This is a genomic window from Pseudomonas sp. B424, from assembly GCF_055408345.1.
The window spans coordinates 38,896-61,667 of record NZ_JBUZTL010000019.1 but is presented as its reverse complement, the minus strand read 5'-3'; the positions used below and the strand labels follow the sequence as shown (position 1 = coordinate 61,667).

25 protein-coding genes and 1 tRNA gene are annotated in these 22,772 nt (G+C 58.6%); 12 read left to right on the top strand and 14 right to left on the bottom strand.

Translation table 11 applies throughout. The annotated features are described in order from the left end of the window. Positions 1 to 26: 26 nt before the first annotated feature. From ACZRMS_RS19475 to ACZRMS_RS19465, 3 genes are read left to right on the top strand one after another with little or no spacing between them, the layout of a single operon-like run. Positions 27 to 485: a tripartite tricarboxylate transporter TctB family protein gene (locus ACZRMS_RS19475; RefSeq protein ID WP_463996629.1), complete on the top strand. Its 459-nt coding sequence runs from the start codon at positions 27 to 29 to the stop codon at positions 483 to 485. A 1-nt stretch (position 486) separates the two neighbouring features. Continuing rightward, positions 487 to 2,001, top strand: a complete 1,515-nt coding sequence (locus ACZRMS_RS19470; protein ID WP_463996628.1) for a tripartite tricarboxylate transporter permease — start codon at positions 487 to 489, stop codon at positions 1,999 to 2,001. Next, positions 1,994 to 3,022: an AbrB family transcriptional regulator gene (locus ACZRMS_RS19465; protein ID WP_463996627.1), complete on the top strand. Its 1,029-nt coding sequence runs from the start codon at positions 1,994 to 1,996 to the stop codon at positions 3,020 to 3,022. Before ACZRMS_RS19470 ends, ACZRMS_RS19465 begins: the two co-directional genes overlap by 8 nt. 34 nt (positions 3,023 to 3,056) lie before the next feature. Here ACZRMS_RS19465 and ung read toward each other — a convergent pair whose 3' ends face one another. Together ung and ACZRMS_RS19455 are read right to left on the bottom strand one after the other, a co-directional pair. After that, a complete protein-coding gene (gene ung / locus ACZRMS_RS19460; RefSeq protein WP_463996626.1) occupies positions 3,057 to 3,755 on the bottom strand; it encodes a uracil-DNA glycosylase in 699 nt (232 codons plus the stop codon). A gap of 62 nt (positions 3,756 to 3,817) precedes the next feature. Beyond that, positions 3,818 to 4,129: a hypothetical protein gene (locus ACZRMS_RS19455; RefSeq protein WP_463996625.1), complete on the bottom strand. Its 312-nt coding sequence runs from the start codon at positions 4,127 to 4,129 to the stop codon at positions 3,818 to 3,820. Positions 4,130 to 4,315: 186 nt separating this feature from the next. On the opposite strand from ACZRMS_RS19455, the gene ACZRMS_RS19450 reads away from it, so the two are divergent. The 4 genes from ACZRMS_RS19450 to ACZRMS_RS19435 all read left to right on the top strand — a co-directional run bounded on the left by ACZRMS_RS19450 (position 4,316) and on the right by ACZRMS_RS19435 (position 6,393). Continuing rightward, positions 4,316 to 4,537, top strand: coding sequence for a cysteine-rich CWC family protein (locus ACZRMS_RS19450; RefSeq protein ID WP_463996624.1), 222 nt, complete (start codon positions 4,316 to 4,318; stop codon positions 4,535 to 4,537). Positions 4,538 to 4,570: 33 nt separating this feature from the next. Further along, complete coding sequence (locus ACZRMS_RS19445; RefSeq protein ID WP_463996623.1) at positions 4,571 to 5,263, top strand: pseudouridine synthase; 693 nt, start codon at positions 4,571 to 4,573, stop codon at positions 5,261 to 5,263. Between the two features lie 94 nt (positions 5,264 to 5,357). After that, positions 5,358 to 6,212, top strand: coding sequence for an alpha/beta fold hydrolase (locus ACZRMS_RS19440; protein WP_463996668.1), 855 nt, complete (start codon positions 5,358 to 5,360; stop codon positions 6,210 to 6,212). Positions 6,213 to 6,319: 107 nt separating this feature from the next. Further along, positions 6,320 to 6,393 (top strand) — tRNA-Gly (locus ACZRMS_RS19435). 210 nt (positions 6,394 to 6,603) lie between these two features. Here the strand turns inward: ACZRMS_RS19435 and ACZRMS_RS19430 are convergent. From ACZRMS_RS19430 to ACZRMS_RS19415, 4 genes are all read right to left on the bottom strand, one after another. Then, positions 6,604 to 7,887 (bottom strand): diguanylate cyclase domain-containing protein, encoded by a 1,284-nt coding sequence (locus ACZRMS_RS19430; protein WP_463996622.1) that lies wholly within the window; start codon positions 7,885 to 7,887, stop codon positions 6,604 to 6,606. Between the two features lie 80 nt (positions 7,888 to 7,967). After that, positions 7,968 to 8,603: a LysE family translocator gene (locus ACZRMS_RS19425; RefSeq protein ID WP_463996621.1), complete on the bottom strand. Its 636-nt coding sequence runs from the start codon at positions 8,601 to 8,603 to the stop codon at positions 7,968 to 7,970. Between the two features lie 106 nt (positions 8,604 to 8,709). Continuing rightward, complete coding sequence (locus ACZRMS_RS19420; RefSeq protein ID WP_463996620.1) at positions 8,710 to 9,867, bottom strand: phospholipase D-like domain-containing protein; 1,158 nt, start codon at positions 9,865 to 9,867, stop codon at positions 8,710 to 8,712. 1 nt (position 9,868) lies between these two features. Continuing rightward, the gene (locus tag ACZRMS_RS19415; protein WP_463996619.1) at positions 9,869 to 10,459 is read right to left on the bottom strand and encodes a YceI family protein; all 591 of its coding nucleotides are present in this window, start codon (positions 10,457 to 10,459) and stop codon (positions 9,869 to 9,871) included. Positions 10,460 to 10,697: 238 nt separating this feature from the next. Here ACZRMS_RS19415 and olsB point away from each other — a divergent pair, with 238 nt between their 5' ends. Together olsB and ACZRMS_RS19405 are read left to right on the top strand one after the other, a co-directional pair. After that, positions 10,698 to 11,453, top strand: a complete 756-nt coding sequence (gene olsB, locus ACZRMS_RS19410; RefSeq protein WP_463996618.1) for an L-ornithine N(alpha)-acyltransferase — start codon at positions 10,698 to 10,700, stop codon at positions 11,451 to 11,453. Continuing rightward, positions 11,453 to 12,244 (top strand): lysophospholipid acyltransferase family protein, encoded by a 792-nt coding sequence (locus ACZRMS_RS19405; RefSeq protein ID WP_463996617.1) that lies wholly within the window; start codon positions 11,453 to 11,455, stop codon positions 12,242 to 12,244. The genes olsB and ACZRMS_RS19405 overlap by 1 nt, the downstream gene beginning before the upstream one ends. Before the next feature lie 639 nt (positions 12,245 to 12,883). Here the strand turns inward: ACZRMS_RS19405 and ACZRMS_RS19400 are convergent. Next, entirely contained in the window at positions 12,884 to 13,471 is a 588-nt protein-coding gene (locus tag ACZRMS_RS19400; protein WP_463996616.1) for an acyl carrier protein phosphodiesterase, read from the bottom strand. A gap of 155 nt (positions 13,472 to 13,626) precedes the next feature. Between ACZRMS_RS19400 and ACZRMS_RS19395 the strand changes: the two genes are divergently transcribed. The 3 genes from ACZRMS_RS19395 to ACZRMS_RS19385 are packed head-to-tail and all read left to right on the top strand — an operon-like array spanning position 13,627 to position 16,177. Next, positions 13,627 to 13,929 carry an ArsR/SmtB family transcription factor gene (locus ACZRMS_RS19395; protein WP_019822239.1) on the top strand — a complete coding sequence of 101 codons (303 nt, stop codon included), beginning with the start codon at positions 13,627 to 13,629 and terminating at the stop codon, positions 13,927 to 13,929. Between the two features lie 11 nt (positions 13,930 to 13,940). Beyond that, positions 13,941 to 15,107, top strand: a complete 1,167-nt coding sequence (locus ACZRMS_RS19390) for an MFS transporter (protein ID WP_463996615.1) — start codon at positions 13,941 to 13,943, stop codon at positions 15,105 to 15,107. A gap of 20 nt (positions 15,108 to 15,127) precedes the next feature. Beyond that, entirely contained in the window at positions 15,128 to 16,177 is a 1,050-nt protein-coding gene (locus ACZRMS_RS19385) for an alkene reductase (protein ID WP_463996614.1), read from the top strand. A gap of 612 nt (positions 16,178 to 16,789) precedes the next feature. Here the strand turns inward: ACZRMS_RS19385 and rpoS are convergent. The 7 genes from rpoS to fghA all read right to left on the bottom strand — a co-directional run bounded on the left by rpoS (position 16,790) and on the right by fghA (position 22,771). Then, on the bottom strand, positions 16,790 to 17,713 hold the full coding sequence (gene rpoS / locus ACZRMS_RS19380; RefSeq protein ID WP_463996667.1) for an RNA polymerase sigma factor RpoS: 924 nt from the start codon (positions 17,711 to 17,713) through the stop codon (positions 16,790 to 16,792). 187 nt (positions 17,714 to 17,900) lie between these two features. Next, entirely contained in the window at positions 17,901 to 18,728 is an 828-nt protein-coding gene (locus tag ACZRMS_RS19375; protein WP_463996613.1) for a peptidoglycan DD-metalloendopeptidase family protein, read from the bottom strand. Positions 18,729 to 18,923: 195 nt separating this feature from the next. After that, a complete protein-coding gene (locus ACZRMS_RS19370; protein WP_193790183.1) occupies positions 18,924 to 19,559 on the bottom strand; it encodes a protein-L-isoaspartate(D-aspartate) O-methyltransferase in 636 nt (211 codons plus the stop codon). A 41-nt stretch (positions 19,560 to 19,600) separates the two neighbouring features. Then, positions 19,601 to 20,350, bottom strand: a complete 750-nt coding sequence (surE, locus tag ACZRMS_RS19365) for a 5'/3'-nucleotidase SurE (protein ID WP_463996612.1) — start codon at positions 20,348 to 20,350, stop codon at positions 19,601 to 19,603. Further along, the gene (truD, locus tag ACZRMS_RS19360; RefSeq protein ID WP_463996611.1) at positions 20,338 to 21,396 is read right to left on the bottom strand and encodes a tRNA pseudouridine(13) synthase TruD; all 1,059 of its coding nucleotides are present in this window, start codon (positions 21,394 to 21,396) and stop codon (positions 20,338 to 20,340) included. The genes surE and truD overlap by 13 nt, the downstream gene beginning before the upstream one ends. After that, entirely contained in the window at positions 21,393 to 21,866 is a 474-nt protein-coding gene (gene ispF, locus ACZRMS_RS19355; RefSeq protein ID WP_463996610.1) for a 2-C-methyl-D-erythritol 2,4-cyclodiphosphate synthase, read from the bottom strand. Before ispF ends, truD begins: the two co-directional genes overlap by 4 nt. A gap of 62 nt (positions 21,867 to 21,928) precedes the next feature. Then, positions 21,929 to 22,771 (bottom strand): S-formylglutathione hydrolase, encoded by an 843-nt coding sequence (gene fghA, locus ACZRMS_RS19350; RefSeq protein WP_463996609.1) that lies wholly within the window; start codon positions 22,769 to 22,771, stop codon positions 21,929 to 21,931. Position 22,772: the final 1 nt, after the last annotated feature.

The following is a 22,772-nucleotide window of genomic DNA, read 5'->3' as shown; positions in this document are numbered from 1 at the left end:
ATCGGGGCACACCCCAGGAGTAAATCATGCTCGCACAACGCATTTTTGCCTCAGGGCTGCTCATCGTCTGCATCGTACTGGCAGTGATGGCCTGGCCCTATCAGGCAGCTTTTTCCTATGAACCTGTCGGCCCTCGCGCCTTCCCTTTGCTCATGCTGGCCTTGATGGGGCTGGGGCTGCTCTACATGATCTTTCGCCCTTCTGCCGTGGTGCATAGCGAAGACGACCCGAAACTGGATCGCGAAACCCTGACCAAGATCGGTCTTTGTGTGGTGCTGCTACTGGTCTTCGCCGGTACGTTCGAGACCCTGGGTTTCATCATCAGCAGCATCCTGATTGGCATCCCGATGGCGCGCCTGTACGGCGGGCGCTGGCTGCCCAGCATCGTGATCATCAGCCTGATGAGCGTCGGTCTTTATTTACTGTTTGATATAGCCATGGACGTTCCGCTGCCGCTTGGCCTGCTCGACGTACTGGAGAACTGATATGGATACTTTTGGCTATTTGGGCCAGGGCTTCGGCGTCGCGCTCACCCCTTACAACCTGATTACCGCCCTGTGCGGCACCCTGATCGGTACCGTGGTCGGATTGCTGCCCGGGCTTGGCCCGATCAACGGGGTCGCTCTGCTGATCCCGATCGCGTTTGCCCTGGGCCTGCCGCCCGAATCTGCGCTTATTTTGCTGGCCGCGGTGTACCTGGGCTGTGAATACGGCGGTCGCATCAGTTCGATCCTGCTGAACATTCCGGGCGAAGCTTCGACCGTAATGACCACCCTCGACGGCTACCCCATGGCCCGCAAGGGTCTGGCAGGCGTTGCGCTTTCACTGTCTGCCTGGAGCTCGTTCATCGGCGCCTTCATCGCCACCTGCGGCATGGTGCTGTTTGCCCCGCTGCTGGCGAAATGGGCAATTGCCTTCGGCCCGGCGGAGTATTTCGTACTGATGGTGTTTGCCATCGTCTGCCTGGGCGGCATGGCCGGCGATCGCCCGCTCAAGACCTTTATCGCAGCGCTGATCGGCCTGTTTCTGGCGTGCGTGGGAATTGATGCCAACAGCGGTGTTTACCGGTTCACCGGGGACAACATCCACCTGACTGACGGCATTCAATTTGTCGTGCTGGTACTGGGGCTGTTCTCCATCAGCGAAATCTTGTTGCTGCTGGAAAAAACCCATCGCGGCCAGGAAGCGGTTAAAGCAACCGGGCGAATGATGTTCAATTTCAAGGAAGCCTCTGCGGTGTTCGCGGTGAACATCCGCTGTGGCGTGCTCGGTTTCATCATGGGCGTGTTGCCGGGTGCAGGCGCCACACTGGCCAGCGCCGTGGCCTACATGACCGAGAAGCGCCTGGCAGGTGCCTCGGGCAAATTTGGCGAGGGCGACAGCCGAGGTCTGGCGGCACCCGAAACCGCCATCGGAGCTTCGGCCTGCGGCGCACTGGTCCCTATGCTGACACTGGGTGTTCCGGGGTCCGGCACCACCGCGGTGATGATCGGCGCGCTGTCGCTGTACAACATCACCCCGGGCCCGCTGCTGTTTCAACAGCAGCCGGATATTGTCTGGGGCCTGATCGCCTCGCTGTTCATCGCCAACGTCATGCTGGTGATCCTCAACATTCCGATGATCCGCATCTTCACCCGCATTCTTTCGGTACCCAACTGGGCGCTGGTGCCGGTGATCGCAATCATTACGGCGATTGGCGTCTATGCAGTACACGCCACAACCTTCGATCTGTTCCTGATGATCGGGATCGGCATCTTCGGCTACATCCTGCGCAAGCTCGACTTCCCGCTTTCGCCGGTACTCCTGGGGTTCATCCTGGGCGGGCTGATGGAGCAAAACCTGCGCCGCGCCCTGTCGATTTCCAACGGTGCACTGGAAATCTTGTGGGCCAGCCCGATCACGCTGGGCGTCTGGGTACTGACAGCGATCATGTTGCTGATGCCCGTGCTGCGTATCTGGCGCAAGCGCAGCGCCCAACGTCGTGCCCTGGCCGATGCTTGAGTCCGGACTCAAACACTGGTGGGGGACGCCGCTGGTCGGTTTGGCGGGGGGCTACCTCGCCAGCCTGATCGGCTGGCCATTGCCATGGATGGTTGGCTCGTTGCTCGCGATCATCCTGGTACGTTGCCTGACGCCCTGGCAACTGGCCGAGATTCCGGGCGGGCGTAAATGCGGGCAGTGGATTGTGGGCATCGGTATCGGCCTGCACTTCACACCGACGGTGATGGAGCAGGTGCTGGCGCATTTCTGGCTGATTCTGGCCGGCGCCCTGCTCACCAGTGTCTCGAGCGTGATCGGTGTCTGGCTGATGCGCCGCAGTGGCGAGGATCGTGCCACTGCGTTCTTCTCCAGCATGCCCGGCGGCTCGGGTGAGATGGTTAACCTCGGCGCACGCAATGGCGCCGTGTTGAGCCGCGTCGCCGCAGGTCAGAGCCTTCGGGTCCTGATGGTTGTGCTGTGCGTCCCGGCAGCCTTCAAGTACCTGCTGGGCGAAGGCGCTCCCGCCTTGCAGCCCGCCTCGATCGACTTTTACTGGCTGGCGCTGTTGTTTCCGGCAGGGGCTTTGATGGCCTGGATCTGGCAACGCCTGCGCCAGCCAAACCCATGGCTGTTCGGGCCACTGCTGATCAGCGCCGGCGCCAGTATCCTGTGGGATTTGCATATCGGCCTGCCCGACGGCAGCAGCCAGATGGGGCAATGGTTGATTGGTAGCGGGCTGGGTTGTCACTTCAATCGGGCGTTCTTTCGCCGGGCACCGTCCTTCATCGGCCGCACACTGCTGGGCACAGCCCTGACGATGCTGATCGCCAGTCTCTGCGCACTGGGCTTGAGTACCCTGACCCAGCTCGACCTGCGCTCCATGACACTGGGGATGATGCCAGGGGGCATTGCGGAAATGAGCCTTACGGCAGAAACACTGCAACTGTCCGTACCCCTGGTCACAGCCTTGCAGGTGATGCGCCTGATCTTCGTACTGTTTTTAGCAGAACCCCTGTTCAGGCACTGGACCCGGGATCGCTGATATCAGCGATCCCGGGCACCCACCACACAAGCATTCACGCCTGGACCGGCGGCAGTTTCCAGTCGATCGGGGACAAGCCGTTTTGCTCGAGGAACTTGTTGGTGCGACTGAAGTGCCCGTTACCGATAAACCCCCGATAGGCGGACAGCGGCGAAGGGTGCACAGAGGTCAGCACCAGATGCTTGGTTGCATCAATCAGCTTTTGTTTGCTTTGCGCATGGGCGCCCCACAGCAGGAACACGAGCTTGGGTTGCTCCTCGCTCACCACTTCGATAATCCGGTCAGTGAAGTGCTCCCAGCCTTTTTTGGCATGGGACGCGGCATTGGCGCGTTCCACTGTCATTGTCGTATTGAGCAGCAAAACACCCTGCTCGGCCCAATGCTGCAAGCAGCCATGGGGGGCGATGTCGATATTGAGGTCGCGCTTGAGCTCTTTATAGATATTGACCAGCGAAGGCGGTGTCGGGATACCGGGCTGTACTGAAAAGCACAACCCATGCGCCTGGCCCGGCCCGTGGTAAGGGTCCTGGCCGAGGATCACAACCTTGATCTTGTCCAGCGGCGTGAGGTTAAGGGCATTGAAGATCAGCGGCCCCGGCGGGTAGATCTCTTTGCCGGCCGCATGCTCCTGACGCAGGAACTCACGCAGCTCGGCCATATAGGGTTTATCGAACTCTTCACGTAGAGCCTGCTTCCAGACAGGTTCAAGTTTTATACGGTCATCCGACGTCATGGCTACATCCTGAGAAACAATGGGGCGGACACTAGAAAAGCCCGCCCCCATTGTCAACATCGCTATCGGCCCCAGCCCCATCCGCCATTGTGGCCGTCACCATGGCCCGACCCATAACCATGACGATAACCAGATCCATGACCCGGCCGATAACCAGGCGCCTGAGGGTAATGCGCCGGGCCCTGATAATAGCGTGCAGGCGGCGCATGGTACCCACGGGGATACTCGTAGTAAGGGCCGTAGCCGCCATAGTAATAAGGGGCAGGAACCGTATAGACCTCAGAGCGGTAATAACCGCCGCCGCCCGAGTAATAAGGAACGCAGGCAGACAAGGACAAGCCAATTGCAATGATAGAGAGCAGACGACGAGACATGGCGGCCTCCTGGACCGCGAAAGGGCACCCCCAGCGACGCTGGGAGGCGACAAACAGCAACACTGTCTGACATCTCTTAAGACTGCAAAAACGAGGTTCGGTGCCCTCTGCCAAGAAGCAAATTACGCCCTGCACAACGCTTGCCCTAAACTGACCGAACGCCTGTCACCCAACGGATACCCCGACATGACCACCCCCGATATTTGCCCCGCCTGTGGCGCTCGCAACGATTGTTCAATGGCAAACCCTGACACCGAGGATCAACCCTGCTGGTGCTATGGCGTCAGCATTGATCCCGAGATCATCCAGGCCTTGCCACTCTCACAACGCGACCTGACATGCCTGTGCCCTCGCTGCGCGCAGGTTCAAAACCAATTGCCGACAGCGCAACCCAGGCACCTCACGTAAGATGCACACCTGTATTCCTTGTGATTGATCGCTATGCGCGTAGACCGTTTTCTGAGCAACTTGCCCCAGTTCAACCGCCAGCAAGTACGTTTGCTACTGATAGAGAAACGTATCCAGGTGGATGGACAGATCATTTGCGATCCGCGCCACGAAATCCGGGCATTCAGCCGTATCGAGTTCGATGGTCAAGTCTTGCAGGCCGGCAAACCTGCACGCTATTTCATGCTGCACAAGCCGCCTGGTTGCGTGAGCGCCACCCAGGACCCGGAGCACCCTACCGTGCTCGATCTGCTGGACGAGCCGGACAAGCACGAACTGCACATCGCAGGCCGGCTGGACTTCAATACCAGCGGGTTGATGCTGATCACCAATGATGGTCACTGGTCGCGCCGTCTGACCCAACCACAGACCAAACTGCCCAAGGTGTATTACGTCGAGACCGAGCAGGAAATTACCGCTGCGTACGTCACCAAATTCAATGAGGGCGTCTATTTCGCCTATGAAGACCTGACGACCCAGCCCGCCGAACTGGAGCTGCTGGGCCCACGCAGTGCGCGCCTGAGTATCGTTGAGGGTCGTTATCATCAGGTCAAACGCATGTTTGGCTTCTTCGACAACAAAGTCCTGCGCCTGCACCGCGAAAGCATCGGCGCACTGGTGCTCGACAGCCAGCTGGCCCCCGGGCAATACCGGGCGCTCAGCCCTGCGCAAATCCTGTTGTTCTGAACCCGGGCGCGGATTGAGCCCTCCTCATGCCTGTCACATTCGCGGCGCATTATCAGATTGACCGACGCTCGATTCACTGGAGTCCGACGCCATGATGAAGCCCGAAGTAGCCGTGCTCGACATTCAAGGCCAGTATCGAATTCACACCGAGTTCTACCGCGCCGAGAACGCAGAAAACACCATCATCCTGGTCAATGGTTCGATGGCCACCACGGCCTCGTTTGCCCAGACCCTGAAAAACCTGCACCCGCATTTAAACGTTGTGCTCTACGACCAGCCCTACGCGGGCAAATCAAAGGCCCACAACCGGCATCAGAAAATGCTGACCAGAGAGCTGGAGGCACAGGTTCTGCTGGAGCTGATCGAACACTTTGATGCCAATTACTTACTGTCATTTTCATGGGGCGGCACTGCGGCACTGACCGCACTGGCCAGCGCGCCACGGCGTATTGAAAAAGCCGTGATCAGCTCCTTTTCACCGCGGATCAACGAAGCCATGCGCGACTACCTGGAACGCGGCCGCCACTGCCTGGCCGCGTGCAATCGAACCCAGGTCGGCAACCTGGTCAACGACACCCTGGGCAAGCACTTGCCGCCGCTCTTCAAGCGCTTCAACTTTCGGCATGTCAGCACCCTGGCCGAGCATGAGTACGCGCAAATGCACTTTCATATAAACCACGTGCTCAATAGCGACCAGCAGGGCTTCCTCACGGCCACCCAAGGCATCGAGATCCCGGTGTTGTTTATCAATGGCGAGTGGGACGAATACACCGTGGCCAGCGATGCCCATCAATTTGCGCAACCGATTGCCAACAGCCATTTCATTAGCCTGGAAAACACCGGGCACTTTCTGGATATGGAGCACAAATCCGCCAGCCACAACAGCAAAGCCGCCCTGCTGGATTTTTTGCAACCGGTACACTCCCAAGCCCTGTCACAGAGCCTTTGACGGGGATCAGAACAAACAAAAAGGCGAAAAAATCACTGCAAACGACCGTTTTCAAGAATAAAACTTCTCATCAAGGCCGACTTCTGGTACAAAGTCAGCCGCTCTGAGCGGGTGTCGTATAATGGTATTACTCCAGCTTCCCAAGCTGATCACGCGGGTTCGATTCCCGCCACCCGCTCCACTTTTTTCAAAGGTTCAGTGCTTCTGAAACCTGGTCCCACCACCTTAGGGGACATTTTGAATCCCCCCCGGACTCTCCAGCTTCCCCCTCCCAAAACAAGTTCACTTCAAAAGACACAGACTGTCCGCTGACCTGCGTCAGACCCGATATCCTTGCTCATCACGACATGAGCGCCTGGGCGCCTGCAACTGACTCAAACAGGGTACAGCCTTACCCTCGCCCGCTATTTTTCACCCGATACATCGCCGTGTCCGCATAGTTCAATAACTGCTGAGCCTGCTCCCCGTGTTCGGGGTAAACCGCGATGCCGATACTGGGGGAAACGTTGAGTGTATGGCCATCAATCACTACAGGCTGGCTGAGATTGAGGCGCAGTTTTTCAGCCACAATCAGCGCGTGCTCCGGCAGCGCCAGCTTCTCCAGTATCAACACAAACTCATCACCGCTCATCCTGGCAACGGTGTCACTTTCTCGCACGCAGTCTTTCAAGCGACAAGCAATCTGCTGCAACAGGCCATCACCGACCGCATGCCCATAGCTGTCGTTGACCAGCTTGAAATGGTCCAGATCGACATACAGCACGGCCATGCACTCATGCTCGCGCTTCGCATGCACCAATGCGCGGTTCAGGCGGTCGTACAACAGCTCCCGATTGGGCAAAAGGGTCAAGGCGTCGTACTGCGCCAGATACTGCAGGCGTGCGTGCAACTGCTTGCGCTCGATGGCCGCGGCCACCTGGGTCGATACATATTGCAGCAGATCCTTGTGCTGCTCGGTGTAACGCTCTTCCCCCCGGGCACTCTTGACCACCAGCGCACCGATAACTCCATTTTGGGTGGTCAGGGGAACGCCCAGCCATGACGGTGTATTTTCAGAACCGTGCAGCATGGACTGGCCGCTGCGAATGACCTGATCGCTCAGGTGGCTGACCTCGCAGAGCTGCGGCAGGGGGTGATCGTCAACGTGATAGGGAAAGCTCAGCGCACCTTGAACCTGATCGCAGAGTGCGACCGAAAAATTCAACGCCGGCAGCCACTGCCCTATGAGCTGGTGCACATGCTTGAACAGTGCCAGTAAATCCTCTGCGGCCTGGGCGGCCTCCGAGATGGCGAACAGTGCCGATTGTCGCGACTCGGCCTGCTTGCGTTCGGTGATGTCGCGAGCAACGGCGATGCGCATCTGATGGGTTGGCGACCAACGGGCAGACCACAGGATATGGGCTATCTGCCCGTCCTTGCGCACATAACGGTTCTCAAAGTTCAGCTTGTGCGCCCCGGCCATGATCTCGTTGGCCGCGAGCAGCGTTCGCTCACGATCCCCCGGGAAAACCAGGTTGATCATGGGTGTACCTATCAGTTCATGCGGCTCATAGCCCCAGATGCGCTGGCAGGCAGCACTGACATAAACGAAGGTACCTGCGCTGTCGACCACACACACGGCGTCAAGCAGCAGGTCAATAAAAGCGGCTTGGGCCAGGTAACTTTTGATGTCCATAGGACCGCTGGATGCCTCAGGGCTAAACCTCAATATTCATCCCTGACCCGTAGATCGCACTGCGTTCCCTGCGACTTACTTCACACGATAGTACGCAACAACCCGGGCAGCGCATGCATCAGCGCACTGATAGCAAAACCGATAAACATGACCCCGCACAGTCGGGTAATCAGCAGCTCATGCCGCTGATACAGCGCCCTGACCTGCCCTGCCCCCACAACTCCCACCAAAATGGCATAAGCCACTGCCCCGCCTACAAAGCTCAAAGCGATCAACCATGGCAGCATGGCCCAGGTGAGCAGTTCTGCACGACTGGAAAGCAGTGCCGTGAACGTTGCCACCGCCACAGGGTAGGCTTTGGGGTTGGTCAGGCCGAAAAAAATGCCATGGGTAAACGGCTGACGTGCCGGCCCTTGCCGGGCAACGCTGCCGCTCTTGGCGAGAACCGCGCGCAAACCCAGCCAAAACAGGTAAAGACCGCTGATCAGACCGAGCACATTGAACGCCGTGCTGCCAAATTCACGCGCCCCCACGATGGCAATCAACGCCGTGCTGCACCAAATCACATCACCCAGCAGATGCCCGCACAGAAACCCGGCCCCGGCACGGCGCCCGCGCGCAGCACCAATGCCAAAAACAGCGAGCACGCCTGGACCCGGGGTGATGCCATAGATAAAGCCCGAAGCCAGTACGGCCAGTAACAGCGAAGGTGTCATGCAAAACGCTCCAGAAAAAATCGTGCCTCACGCTTTTTTCACTACACGTGAAGTGACTGGATTCTGCACGTTCTCAACGGTTATGTAACCGCGTGCCGGGTAAATTCTAGTGCCGTCGCCCCAAAATATTGACCACCACCCGATCAACCCAACCCCAGATGCGCTGTTTTACCCGACGCCAGAGTGGCCGTGACTGCCAGGCTTGCAGGCTGATGGGCTGGCTCTGTGCGAAATCGGCAATAAAGCTGGCGACCACCGCTTGCGTAAGCGCAGGGTCGAGCGCCTCGAGGTTGGCCTCAAGGTTGAAGTGCAGGTTCCAGTGGTCGAAATTGCACGAACCGATACTGACCCAATCGTCTATCAGCACCATTTTCAAGTGCAGAAAACAAGGCTGGTACTCCAGGATCTGCACCCCGGACTTGAGCAGCCGCGGGTAGTAACGATGACCGGCATAACGCACAGAAGGATGGTCGGTGCGCGGGCCTGTCAGTAACAACCGCACATCAACGCCCCGCCCCGCCGCACGACGCAGTGAACGTCGCACGCTCCAGGTAGGCAGGAAATAAGGGGTGGCCAGCCAGATACGCTTCTGGCCACTGTTGATCGCCCGCACCAGCGATTGCAGGATATCGCGATGCTGGCGTGCATCGGCGTAGGCAACGCGCCCCATGCCCTCACCGGTCTCGGGCACGCGTGGCAGGTGCGCAAGCCCAAAGTGCGTCGCCGGCTTCCACGCTTTGCGGCTGATGTTCGCGCGCCATTGGCGATCAAACAGCATCTGCCAGTCCTGAACCAGCGGGCCTTGAATTTCGACCATGACTTCATGCCAGTCACAGGTATTTTCGTCGGGGCGCCAAAACTCATCCGTCACTCCGGTCCCCCCGACCACGGCCAATTGCTGATCCACCAGCAACAGCTTGCGATGATCGCGGTACAGGTTGCTCAGCCCCCGTCTCCAGCTCAGAGGGTTGTAAAACCTGAGCTCCACGCCGGCCTCGGTCAATCGGCGACGCAGGCTCAGGCTTAACCCCAGGCTGCCGTAACCGTCAAACAGGCAACGTACCCGCACCTCGCGCCAGGCCGCCTGCTCCAGGGCGTGGATGATGGCTTCGGCGCAGCCACCGGCCTCCACCAGATATAACTCCAGATCAATCTGTTCTTGCGCATGCTCAATGGCGGCGAGCATTCGAGGGAAAAATTGCGGCCCGTCGATCAACAGCTCGAACTGGTTGTCGCTGCGCCACCCAAAAACCGCGCCGGCCATCTTAGCGAGCCGTGAAAATCAGCACCGCGCCCACCGGTACTGAAAAACTGATCGCCGACAACCCGGCCAATTTGCGCAAGGTTTCGAGTTCTGGCTGCAGGCCAAAATCTTCGGCCTGCAGCATCAGCGGCTCCAGTGTCACCACCTGGAAACGCCGTTCATCAAGGCGCGTGGCCAGTAACTGGGCCTCATAGGTATGTTGCTTGCCGCGCAAGCTGACCGTGACCGGCAAGTGCAGCTCCAGCTGCGCCCCGGAGGCAAGATCGTTGATCGGTTGCAGGTCTATCTGCGCGGTGATTTGCGCTTCGGGGAAGTGCTTGAAATCAAACAGCACGTCTCGCATGCGCTCATCACGCAACGGTACTGCGCTGTTGACCGAGTCCATCTCGATTCGCAACTGCGCATGCCCCTTGCGGTCGACTTTGCCGTGCAGCACCAGGAAACGATGCACATCGGCACTATTGGCATTTTGCGTGGTGATGAACGAAAGCCGTGATGACTCACCGTCCAGGTACCAATTGGCCTGGGCAGGCAGGCTCACACCCAGGGTCAGCAACAGGGCACAAGCAGAAGATAACAACGCTTTGAACATAAAAACTCATCGACAAATAAACGTGGGTGAACATTAAACCTGGTGAACGGTTTTGGCTGGACTTTTTTACACAGTGTTAGGACGTCTCCCGGGACCGACAGTTCCTCCCGGGCGGCTGTCATACAAGCATCACCCAAACGTCACAGTGGTGACATTGCACCTGCCTAGCCTGAAGTTGCACACCTCAGTCGATTGGCAGAAACCCAGAGCGGGCACAGTGCCTGCACGGAGATTCGCAATGTCCCAGATCGCCCGTATCCGCGACACCGCACCAGAACGCCGCCTGCAGGCAGAACGCCTGATCGGGCCTGACGCTTTGCGTGAGGCCCAGGCCCTGCGCTTTCGTGTATTCAGCGACGAGTTGAAGGCCAAACTCAAAGGCGCCGAGCACGGGCTGGACGAGGACGGTTACGACCTGTATTGCGAACATATCGGGGTACGTGACCTCAATAGCGGCAAACTGGTAGCCACCACCCGCTTGCTCGATCACAGCGCAGCACAAAACATCGGCCACTTTTACAGCGAAGAAGAGTTCAACCTGCACGGGCTGGCTCACTTGCAGGGCCCGATCCTTGAGATCGGCCGAACCTGCGTCGACCCGGCCTACCGCAACGGTGGCACCATTACCGTGCTCTGGGGCGAATTGGCTGAAGTGCTCAACCAGGGCAATTATCGGTATCTGATGGGCTGCGCCAGCATCCCGATGCAGGATGGTGGCATCCAGGCCCAGGCCATCATGCAGCGCCTGCGCGAGCGCTATCTGTGTACGGAACATTTGCGCGCAGAACCCAAAAAGCCATTACCGACACAAGACATACCAGCCAATGTCATTGCCGAAATGCCACCTCTGCTCAAGGCTTACATGCGCCTGGGTGCCAAGATTTGCGGCGAGCCCTGCTGGGATGAGGACTTCCAGGTGGCTGACGTATTTATTTTGCTCAAGCGCGATGAGTTGTGCCCACGCTATGCACGCCACTTCAAGGCGGCCATGTAATGAGCCGCTTGCGCCGGTATGGCCGAGTGGCACGGGTTCTCGGGGTCGTAAGCCTGGGGTTGAGCATGGCTAGCGTGTTCGGGGTACTTGAGCGTTTTAACCTCAACGGCACAATGGACCGGCGCCAGCGCTGGTCGCAGTTTTTCATGACACGCCTGAGCAACGCCCTGCCCTTTCGCGTCACCGTCGTGGGCGAGCTGCCGGCAACGCCAATGTTGTGGGTGAGCAATCACGTGTCATGGACCGACATTGCGCTGCTGGGGCAACTGACACCGCTGTCGTTTCTGTCCAAGGCTGAGGTCCGAGGCTGGCCCGTCGCCGGCTGGCTGGCGGCCAAGGCCGGTAGTCTGTTTATCCGCAGGGGTGCGGGGGACAGCCAAATGATCCGCGAACAAATGACCCGCCACCTGCAACACCCGCTCCCCCTGTTGATGTTCCCTGAGGGCACCACCACCGACGGGCGCTCGGTGCGCACCTTCCATGGCCGGCTGTTATCGGCGGCGATCGATACCCAGATGCCGCTGCAGCCTGTAGCCATCCGCTATTTGCGCGACGGCGAGCCTGATGCGATCGCACCTTTTATCGGCGATGACGATTTGTTGTCACATTTGCTGCGCTTGTTCAGCCATGAACAGGCTGAAGTCGAAATCCACCTTCTTGAGCCCATAGCCAGCCAGGCGCAAGAGCGCGCCGTGCTGGCGTTCAGGGCGCAGGAGGCGATAAGGCGGGTGGTGACTGCGCCGGTGGCGCAAACAGACCCATTGCCGGAAAGAGTGGGAGCGATGATCTGAGCGGCACTGTGTACCCGGTGGCCTTCACTGGAATTGCGAGTACATATCCAGCATTCGCGTTTAACTGAAATTATGGTTTCGCCCTTACGGTGAGTCCCTTTTGTGAAACAGCCACAAAAGGAACCAAAAAGGCCCTGCCCTACGGCACTGTTTGGGGGCACGCCGCGCCACGGACAATGGCGAGGCAAAGGCAATAATCAGATTTGAAGCAGCACCCTTTTTTGTGGGAGCGAGCCTGCTCGCGAAGCAGACGACGCGATCTTTCTGGCAAACCGCAGTGATGCCTTCGCGAGCAGGCTCTCTCCCACAGCGGATTGGAGGCGTCACAGATCCCGCCACCAAACAGGTCGACCGCCTCGGACGCCTTTGATCTGCCCGCCCCTTCGGGAGGCCGAGTGGAGGTTCTGCGCAGTGGGTCTCCCGGCATGGATGCCGGGGCGAGGACATTCGGGCTCCTTTCGGGTCCTTCCAAAAGGGACTCGCTGTAAGAGCGAAGCCCATATTTCAGTTAAACGCGAATGCCGGATATGTACTCAATACATCAGTTGGGTTACAGCCAACACGCGGGCGACGGCGCTGGCGTGAAGTACGTCCAGGGGCGCTGCGCTGCCGAACGCAGCTTTCGTGCCTCGGCAGCGGTTACGGATAGCCCTGCCGGTAACAGCCCGCCGCAAACGCCTGCAACTGCGGATAGAACGCTCGAAAATCCTCACTGAGCGGTTCGTACAAAGCGTTTAGATCCTGCATCGCTCCGGCCAGCTCTTCGGGGCGCGACAAGCGTCGGGCTATGCCGTTGAACACCTGCTCCAGCACGGTAAAATCCTGGTACGAACCCAGCCAGTCATGCGCCGCCATGTGCGGTGCGATGGTGGCAAGCCGCCGTGGCAACTGCTGCTCGGCCACCAGCACCCGATAAAAGTCCGAAGTGAAACGCTCCAGCGGCCCTTCGGCATACTGGCTCCAGTCCCGTGCCAGGCAATGATCGAAAAATACATCGAGCACAATGCCCGCATAGCGCCTGCGGGTCCGGGTAAACCGCGACAACGACTGACCCACCAGTGGGTGGTTGTCAGTGAAAACATCAATGCTGCGGTGCAGTTGAATCCCGAGTTCAATCTCAGGGCTGTACTGACCGTGCAGCCGCCCTTTGACGAAGTCGCCATAAAGACTGCCGAGTAATTCTTCAGGGCGCTGGCCGCCAAGGTGCAGATGTGCGAGATAATTCATGGCGCGCAGTTTAACACTGCCACACCCATATCGTTATAACCCGATATACCGATTTGTACTGATCTAAGATCATTTTCATATTTGTATATCGCGATACAACGATTTAAAGTTCGCCTCATCGCGATATAACGTTGTACCCATTGAGCACTGCCACCATGCCGATTGACCTCGACGAAATAATAAAAGCCCTGGCACACCCAGTACGCCGAGAAATTCTCAACGCTCTCAAAAATCCTGATGCCTCGTTCCCTGACCAAATCCACTCCACCGAACATGGCGTGTGCGCCGGACAGTTTGATCAACTCTGCGGCCTGTCGCAGTCGACGGTCTCTGCCCACCTGGCAACGCTGCAACGAGCGGGCCTGATTACCAGCCAAAAACATGGTCAGTGGCACTTCTTCAAACGTAATGAGGAAACCATCAAGGTCTTCCTCGAAAAAATCAGCCAAGAGCTTTAACAAGGACTTCCATGCCCCTCTCGCTACTCATTCTGGCGCTCAGCGCTTTCGCCATCGGGACCACCGAGTTCGTGATCATGGGCTTGCTGCCTGATGTCGCAGCCGATCTGGGCGTGTCCATCCCCGGTGCCGGCTGGCTTGTGACCGGCTACGCGCTGGGCGTGGCCATCGGGGCTCCGTTCATGGCGCTGGCGACGGCCAAATTGCCGCGCAAAGCCGCTCTGGTAGCGTTGATGGTGATTTTTATCATCGGCAATCTGCTGTGCGCCCTGGCCAGTGATTACAACGTGCTGATGTTTGCCCGCGTAGTGACAGCCCTGTGCCACGGCGCGTTCTTCGGGATTGGCTCTGTCGTCGCGGCAGGCCTGGTGCCTGCCAACAAGCGCGCTTCAGCGGTGGCATTGATGTTCACCGGCCTGACCCTGGCCAACGTGCTGGGCGTCCCCCTGGGCACGGCCCTGGGCCAGGCCGCAGGTTGGCGCTCGACGTTTTTTGCAGTCACCGTGATCGGTGTGGTGGCCCTGATCGGCCTGATCCGCTTCCTGCCCGCCAAGCGTGACGAAGAAAAACTCGACATGCGTGCCGAACTGGCTGCACTCAAAGGTGCTGGCATCTGGCTGTCCCTGAGCATGACCGCATTGTTTTCTGCGTCGATGTTTACCCTGTTCACCTATGTAGCGCCCCTGCTCGGCGATGTCACTGGCGTCTCGCCAAGCGGCGTGACCTGGACCTTGCTGCTGATCGGCCTGGGCCTGACGGTGGGCAACATCATCGGCGGCAAGCTGGCCGACAAACGCCTGGCCGCTACCCTGATCGGGGTTTTTATCGCGATGGCAGTGATGTCGACCGTACTGACCTGGACCAGCGTCGCAGTGATCCCGACCGAAATCACCCTGTTCCTCTGGGCCGCCGCCTCGTTTGCCGCCGTACCGGCGCTGCAGATCAACGTCGTGACCTTCGGCAAGGCCGCCCCCAACCTGGTTTCAACCTTGAACATCGGTGCTTTCAACGTCGGCAATGCCCTGGGCGCCTGGGTTGGCGGCAGCGTCATCGCCCACGGTTTCGGCCTCACCAGCGTTCCACTGGCGGCTGCAGCACTGGCCGTACTGGCACTGCTGGTAACCCTGATTACTTTTCGCCAGAGCGGCAATGCCGAGCTGGTCACCGCTACAAACTGATCCTTGAGAGGGCTGCATAAATGACTACGATTTTCGATCCGATCAAGCTGGGCGACCTCGAACTGCCCAACCGCATCATCATGGCCCCGCTCACTCGCTGCCGTGCCGATGAAGGTCGGGTTCCAAACGCACTGATGGCCGAATACTACGTTCAGCGCGCATCGGCCGGCCTGATCCTGAGCGAAGCCACCTCGGTAACCCCAATGGGCGTCGGCTACCCGGACACGCCGGGCATCTGGTCCAACGATCAGGTTCGCGGCTGGAGCAATATCACCAAGGCCGTACACGCTGCCGGTGGGCGCATCGCCCTGCAGCTGTGGCATGTTGGCCGCATCTCGCACCCGATGTACCTGAACGGCGAAGCACCTGTTGCCCCTAGCGCCATTGCTGCCAAAGGCCACGTCAGCCTGGTTCGTCCAAAGGTTGATTTTCCGACGCCACGGGCACTGGAAACCGCTGAGATCGCCGATATTGTCGAGGCCTACCGCACAGGCGCCGAAAACGCCAAAGCGGCAGGTTTTGATGGCGTGGAAATCCATGGTGCCAACGGTTACCTGCTCGATCAGTTCCTGCAAAGCAGCACCAACAAGCGCACCGACCAATACGGCGGCAGCGTAGAGAACCGCGCCCGTCTGTTGCTGGAAGTCACCGATGCGGCAATCGATGTATGGGGCGCAGGCCGCGTGGGCGTGCATTTGTCACCTCGTGCCGACTTGCACGACATGGGTGATGACAACCTGGCTGAAACCTTTGGTTATGTAGCCCGCGAGCTGGGCAAGCGTGGCATCGCCTATATCTGTGCCCGCGAGCATATTGCCGCAGACAGCCTCGGCCCACAGCTCAAGGAAGCCTTTGGCGGCCCGTACATCGCCAACGAAAGCTTCACCAAGGACAGCGCCAATGCCTGGCTGGCTGCCGGCAAGGCTGACGCTGTTGCCTTCGGCGTACCGTTTATCGCCAACCCTGACCTGCCTGCACGCCTGAAAGCCGATGCACCGCTTAATGAGGCGCACCCGGAAACCTTCTACTCCAAAGGCGCACAAGGCTACATCGACTATCCGGCGCTGTAAGCACCGGCACCCCGGCTCCACAACGCAAAACGCCCGAGGTCATTGACCTCGGGCGTTTTGCTGTAAGCCTTGCACCAGCGCATTGGCTGAGCGTGTCCAACCTGTGAAGGTTGCCATCAAGGGCCCTTTTCCAGGGGCGAAAAAAGGGGCGGTTTGACCCGCCCACATTTTTTCCCTAGTCCCTTTTTTCCTTCTCATCATCCTGATGAATCGCGTCCTGCGATGTCCTTCTGCGTTCTTCCGTGAGCGCCGTATCAATCCGTCGACACAATTCAAATACTAGAGTTTTATTGAGTTGCTGCAACCACGGCAGTTATAGATTTTTATTACACGATAACTTCACATAAAAAATAAAAACTTTTAATTTCAATAACTTATAAAAAAACCAAGTAAGAGAAAGATACTCACTTACCTAGATAACGTCACAGGCTTACACATAAAGTAAGCGAAGGCTTACAGCAGCACGCAGATAATATTCACTCTCATCCATGACGTTCCGTATCAAACCCAGCCTGGCAGCGCACAGGTTGCAAGCCAGGGGCCTTGGCGCTAAATAATGGGCGCAAAAAAAAACCCCGAATCGCTCGGGGTTTTTAGCCGACACATCCCGCGTTATTGGAACAGCGACTCGCTCGACAGACCGTTGCGCTCAAGAATCTCTCGCAGACGCTTGAGCCCCTCGACCTGGATCTGGCGCACGCGTTCACGTGTCAGGCCAATTTCCAGCCCCACATCTTCAAGGGTGCTGCTTTCATGACCCCGCAACCCGAAACGGCGGATCACCACCTCGCGCTGCTTGTCCGTCAGCTCGGACAACCACTGGTCAATGCTCTGCGACAAATCATCGTCCTGAAGCAGCTCACAAGGATCTGTAGGCCGGTCATCAGTCAGGGTATCGAGCAGTGTTTTGTCAGAGTCAGGGCCCAGAGAAACGTCTACCGATGACACCCGCTCATTGAGCCCAAGCATGCGCTTGACCTCGGAAACTGGTTTCTCGAGCAGATTGGCGATTTCTTCAGGGGAGGGTTCGTGATCGAGCTTTTGCGTGAGTTCACGTGCAGCCCGCAGATAGACATTGAGCTCTTTGACCACATGGATCGGCAAACGAATGGTACGGGTCTGGTTCATGATCGCCCGTTCAATCGTCTGGCGGATCCACCAGGTGGCGTAAGTCGAGAAGCGGAACCCACGCTCGGGATCAAACTTCTCGACGGCCCGGATCAGCCCCAGGTTGCCCTCTTCGATCAGGTCCAGCAGCGACAACCCACGATTGACGTAACGACGGGCGATTTTCACCACCAGTCGCAAGTTGCTTTCAATCATGCGCTTGCGCCCGGCCGGATCGCCGCTTTGCGACAAACGCGCAAAGTGAACTTCTTCTGCAGGGGAGAGCAACGGGGAGAAGCCAATTTCATTGAGGTACAGCTGGGTCGCGTCTAGCGCCCGCGTGTAGTCAATGTACTTGTGCTGTTTTGTAGCAGGTGCTTTTTTGGACTTGGTGCGAGCTGTAGGGGTCGAATCGTCTTCTTCTGACATCAGGTCGCTGTCGATGCCGGAGTCCATAAGGAGCACCTCATCGTCGATGTCAAACCCCGGCGCTTCTTTATTGAGAACCATTGCTATAGTCCTTTGGTGAGTTCGACCTCAAGCTCAAGCATCGCCTATATCCTTGGCAACGCTGGAGCCTGTTCCTTATCCACATCAGGAACAGGCTGGTAACCGATCAACGGCGAGGAAGGAATTGCAGTGGATCTACAGGTTTACCTTGACGGCGAATTTCAAAGTGAAGTTTCACCCGGTCTGTACCAGTTGACCCCATTTCGGCAATTGTCTGTCCGACCTTGACCTGCTGCCCCTCCCGAACCAACAGCCTACGGTTATGTCCGTAAGCACTGACGTAGGTATCACTGTGTTTGATGATGACCAGTTCGCCGTAGCCCCTCAATCCACTGCCGGCGTAAACAACCGAGCCATCAGACGCAGCTAAAACAGGCTGTCCCAAATCCCCGGCGATATCAATACCTTTATTCAAACTACCGTTTGAAGAAAATTTGCCGATCAAAATCCCATTAGAAGGCCATCCCCACCCCTTCGGTGCAGGGCCTGCCGGCAAGGCCGCAACCGCCGCAGGCGCTGCAGTTGCGGCGCCTGAACGCTTGATAACTGTCGTCTTGCTGCCAGAGGATGAGGAGACTACGGTCGTTGTCGTGCCCGCTGCGGGCTTGGTTCCAGCGCGTCCGTCGAAGCGAATTGTTTGACCTGGGACAATAGTGAACGGAGCCGCGATATTGTTTCGTGCCGCCAAAGCCTTCCAGTCCCAGCCGTAGCGAAAGGCAATCGAGAACAACGTATCGCCACGACGCACGACGTACTGGCCCGTGGTCACTGCCGGCCGCTGGGCCACCCCGTTACGGTCAACGACGTTTACGCCATTTTTCGGGGTGCTGGAACACGCTGCCAGCAAAGCCAGTGTGGCACTCAGGAATAGACCGGCCACCAGTCTCTGATAGCTTTTGGTACCCATACGCTGCGCAATGACTGTGAGACTCACCCGCCGCTCCCTTTGAAGATGGCTAAATAGTTGAACGCCAGAACTGGCCATGAATTGACGCAAGTATAACTGTCTACAGGGCTTTTACAGACTGCAAAGCCCAATCTGTAAGCTGCCGGGCAGTGGGCAGGGTCTTGCCGTTGCGCAGTATGACCTGCGCCTGCCCCCATAATTCACCCGTATCTGAACAAAGGATCAGGCCAGCGGCCCGTTGAGCAGTGGCACGAAGCGCACATTGCCGATCACCCGCCGGGCAAAACCGTGCTCTTCGCGCACGATCAACATCAGCTGCTGCACCTCGCCCGAGCCCACCGGGATCACCAGGCGCCCACCGGGAGCCAACTGGTCCAGCAATGCCTGAGGTACATCGGTGGCCACTGCCGTCACGATAATGCCGTTGTAGGGCGCCAGCGCAGGCCAGCCTTCCCAGCCATCGCCCCAGCGGAACACCACGTTGCGAAGGTTGAGTTCAAGCAGCCGCTCTTTGGCCCGATCCTGCAGCACCTTGATGCGCTCTACCGAAAAGATCCGCTCAACCAGCTGCGAGAGTACGGCCGTTTGATAACCCGAGCCGGTGCCGATCTCCATCACCTTGTCCAGCGGCCCATCCTCAAGCAGCAGCTCACTCATGCGCGCCACCATGTAAGGCTGGGAAATGGTCTGGTTATTGCCGATCGGTAGCGCGGTGTCTTCGTAGGCCCGATGGGCCAGGGCCTCATCCACGAATAAATGCCGTGGCGTACGACGAATGACTTCAAGCACGTTCTGGTTAACGATGCCCTCTTCACGCAGGCGCTGAATCAGCCGCTCACGAGTGCGCTCTGAAGTCATGCCAATGCCGCGGTGCATCATGCCATCCTGCTCGCGTGCCATTAGCCCATACCCTCCAGCCAGCTATTGAGGTTTTTGAAGCCATCGCCAAAGGTGCGATCCAGTTGCAGCGGCGTGATCGAGACATACCCCTGCATCACCGCATGGAAATCCGTACCCGGCCCGCCGTCCTCGGCGTCACCTGCCGCTGCAATCCAGTAGCCGGCCCTGCCCCGTGGATCAACCACCCGAACCGGCGCTGCTGCGCGTGCGCGATGCCCAAGGCGGGTAAGTTGAATGCCGCGGATCTTGTCCAGTGGCAGGTTGGGGATATTCACGTTCAGGACAGTGCGCGCAGGCAAGTCCAGCGACCGGTGGGCCTCAAGCAGCTTGCGCGCAAAAAACGCCGCAGTCGGCAAGTTGTCTACCTGACGCGACACCAACGAAAAGGCAAACGAAGGACGATCCAGAAAACGACCCTCAAGTGCAGCAGCCACGGTGCCCGAATACAACACATCATCACCCAGGTTGGCACCCAGATTTATGCCTGAAACCACCATGTCCGGCTGTTGCTCCAGCAAGCCGTGAAGGCCCAGGTGCACACAATCGGTCGGGGTGCCATTAACGCTGATAAAGCCATTGGCCAGGGTGTTCGGATGCAGGGGCCGGTCCAGCGTCAGCGAGCTGCTCGCTCCGCTTTTGTCCTGCTCGGGCGCAATGACCACGCACTCGGCGTAATCGGCCAATGCACCATAGAGCGCAGCCAGGCCCGGGGCAGTCACCCCATCATCATTTGAAATCAGAATACGCATAGGCTATCCGTTTGATCCAACGGCACCAGATCAACAAGCTCTCGCACCAGGACAGTGGCGAAGCATCCGGCCGGCAAAACAAATTCCAGTTGCAGAATGTCAGGCTCCGGATAATGCCACGTCAACCGGCCAATGGGCAGTCGCAGGATGCGTCGCTCATGGCTCATGCCTGCCCGAACCAGCCAGTCACGCAGAGCCGCTTCGCGCTCTGCTATGGATTGCTCCAGCGCATGGGTCACGCCGGTGGTCGGTGATTCGCCTTCACCCCACTGCGGACCGGTGGGGTGAAGGTCGAGAATGGCCAGTCGCGGGTCGCTGCACTCGGCCTCGCCAGCCGGGAAAAAACTGCGGCTGTCGGTAAAGGCCAGCAAATCGCCGACCTGTGCCCGCTGCCAGCTACCATCGGCCACCCGCGCCGCCAGCACCTGATTGAACAGATAGCTGCGGGCGGTGGATAGCAACCGCGAACGAACGTTGCGCTGCTCAGGCAAGGCCTTGCGCGCAGCATAGTCACGGGCCTCGCCCAGGTTGCCGCCCTGCCAGCCGAAACGCTGGGTACCGAAGTAGTTCGGCACGCCCTGCCTGGCTATCAACTGAAGGCGCTGCTCCAGTGCGTCCTTGTCACCGGCCATTTGCGTCAGGCGCAAGGTGAAACCGTTGGCCGCATGGGCCCCACGCTGCAATTTGCGTTTGTGGCGTGAGGTTTTGAGAATTTTCAGCGTGTCGTTTTCTGCGCCCGACAAATCAGGGTCTGCCTTGCCGGGCAACTGCACGCTGAACCACTGGCGGGTCAACGCCTGACGGTCCTTGAGGCCCGCGTAGCTGACCGTGCGCAAAGGCACGCCCGCCGCCTTGGCAATGCGCCGGGCAGCTTCTTCGGTGTTCAGACCGCGTTTTTCGACCCACAACCATAGGTGTTCGCCGTCTCCGGACAGCGGGATATCCAGTACTTCGTCGACCTGGAAGTCCTCTGCCGTGGCTTTGAGCACCGCAGTGCCCAAGGCTTCGCCGTAGGCACGCGGGCCCAGCAAATCAAACTCGTTCATGCGCGAACCAACAACGCAATGGAATGCACCGCGATACCTTCTTCACGCCCTACGAAACCGAGTTTTTCGGTGGTGGTGGCCTTTACGTTTACCTGGTCCAAATCAACCTCTAGATCCGCCGCAATCAGCGCGTGCATCGTTTCAATATGCGGCGCCATTTTCGGCGCCTGGGCAATGATGGTGTTGTCGACATTGCCGACTTTCCAGCCCTTGGCATGGATCAGACCCACGACATGACGCAGCAGGACGCGGCTGTCAGCGCCCTTGAAGGTCGGATCGGTGTCCGGAAAATGCTTGCCGATGTCGCCCAGTGCCGCAGCACCCAACAAGGCATCGCTGAGGGCGTGCAGCAAGACATCGCCATCAGAGTGGGCCAGCAGCCCGAATTTGTGGGAGATCCGCACGCCGCCCAACGTTATGAAATCGCCTTCAGCGAAACAGTGCACATCATAGCCGTGGCCAATACGCATAAAAAAACGCCCCGATTAAGTCAGGGCGTGATTCTACCTACTTTGACCAACATTGGGCGCTATTAGCTCAGAGCATCGGCGTGATGGCGCAAGTGGTCGTCAATGAAACTGGCGATAAAGAAATAGCTGTGGTCGTAGCCCGGCTGCAGACGCAAGGTCAGCGGGTAGTCGGCCAGTTTGGCAGCCTGTTGCAGCGCTTCGGGTTTGAGCTGAACGGCCAGGAAGTCATCCCGGTCACCCTGGTCAACCAGCAGCGGCAGCTTCTCACGTGCCTCCCCCATCAACACGCTCGCATCCCACTCACGCCAGCGCGCACGCTCATCGCCCAAATAATGGGAGAACGCCTTTTGCCCCCACGGGCAGTCCATCGGGTTGCTGATCGGCGCAAACGCTGACACCGACTGATAGCGCCCAGGGTTGCGCAGCGCACAGACCAACGCCCCGTGCCCGCCCATCGAATGCCCGCTGATACCGCGTTTCTGCGAAGCCGGGAAATGCGCCTCGACCAACGCGGGCAACTCCTGCACCACATAATCGTGCATCCGATAATGCTTGGCCCAAGGTTCCTGAGTGGCATTCAGGTAAAAGCCCGCGCCCAGACCGAAATCCCAGGCGCCCTGGGGATCATCCGGCACACCTTCGCCACGGGGGCTGGTGTCAGGCGCGACGATGATCAGCCCCAGTTCGGCGGCCATCTTCATCGCCCCGGCCTTGTGCATGAAGTTCTCATCATTACAGGTCAGGCCAGAGAGCCAGTACAGCACCGGCAACTTTGCGCCCTGCTCGGCCTGAGGTGGCAGATACACGGCAAATACCATGTCGCAGCCCAGCACTTGCGAGCGATGCCTGTAACGCTTGTGCCAGCCGCCAAAGCTTTTCTGGCAGGAGATATTTTCCAATGTCATG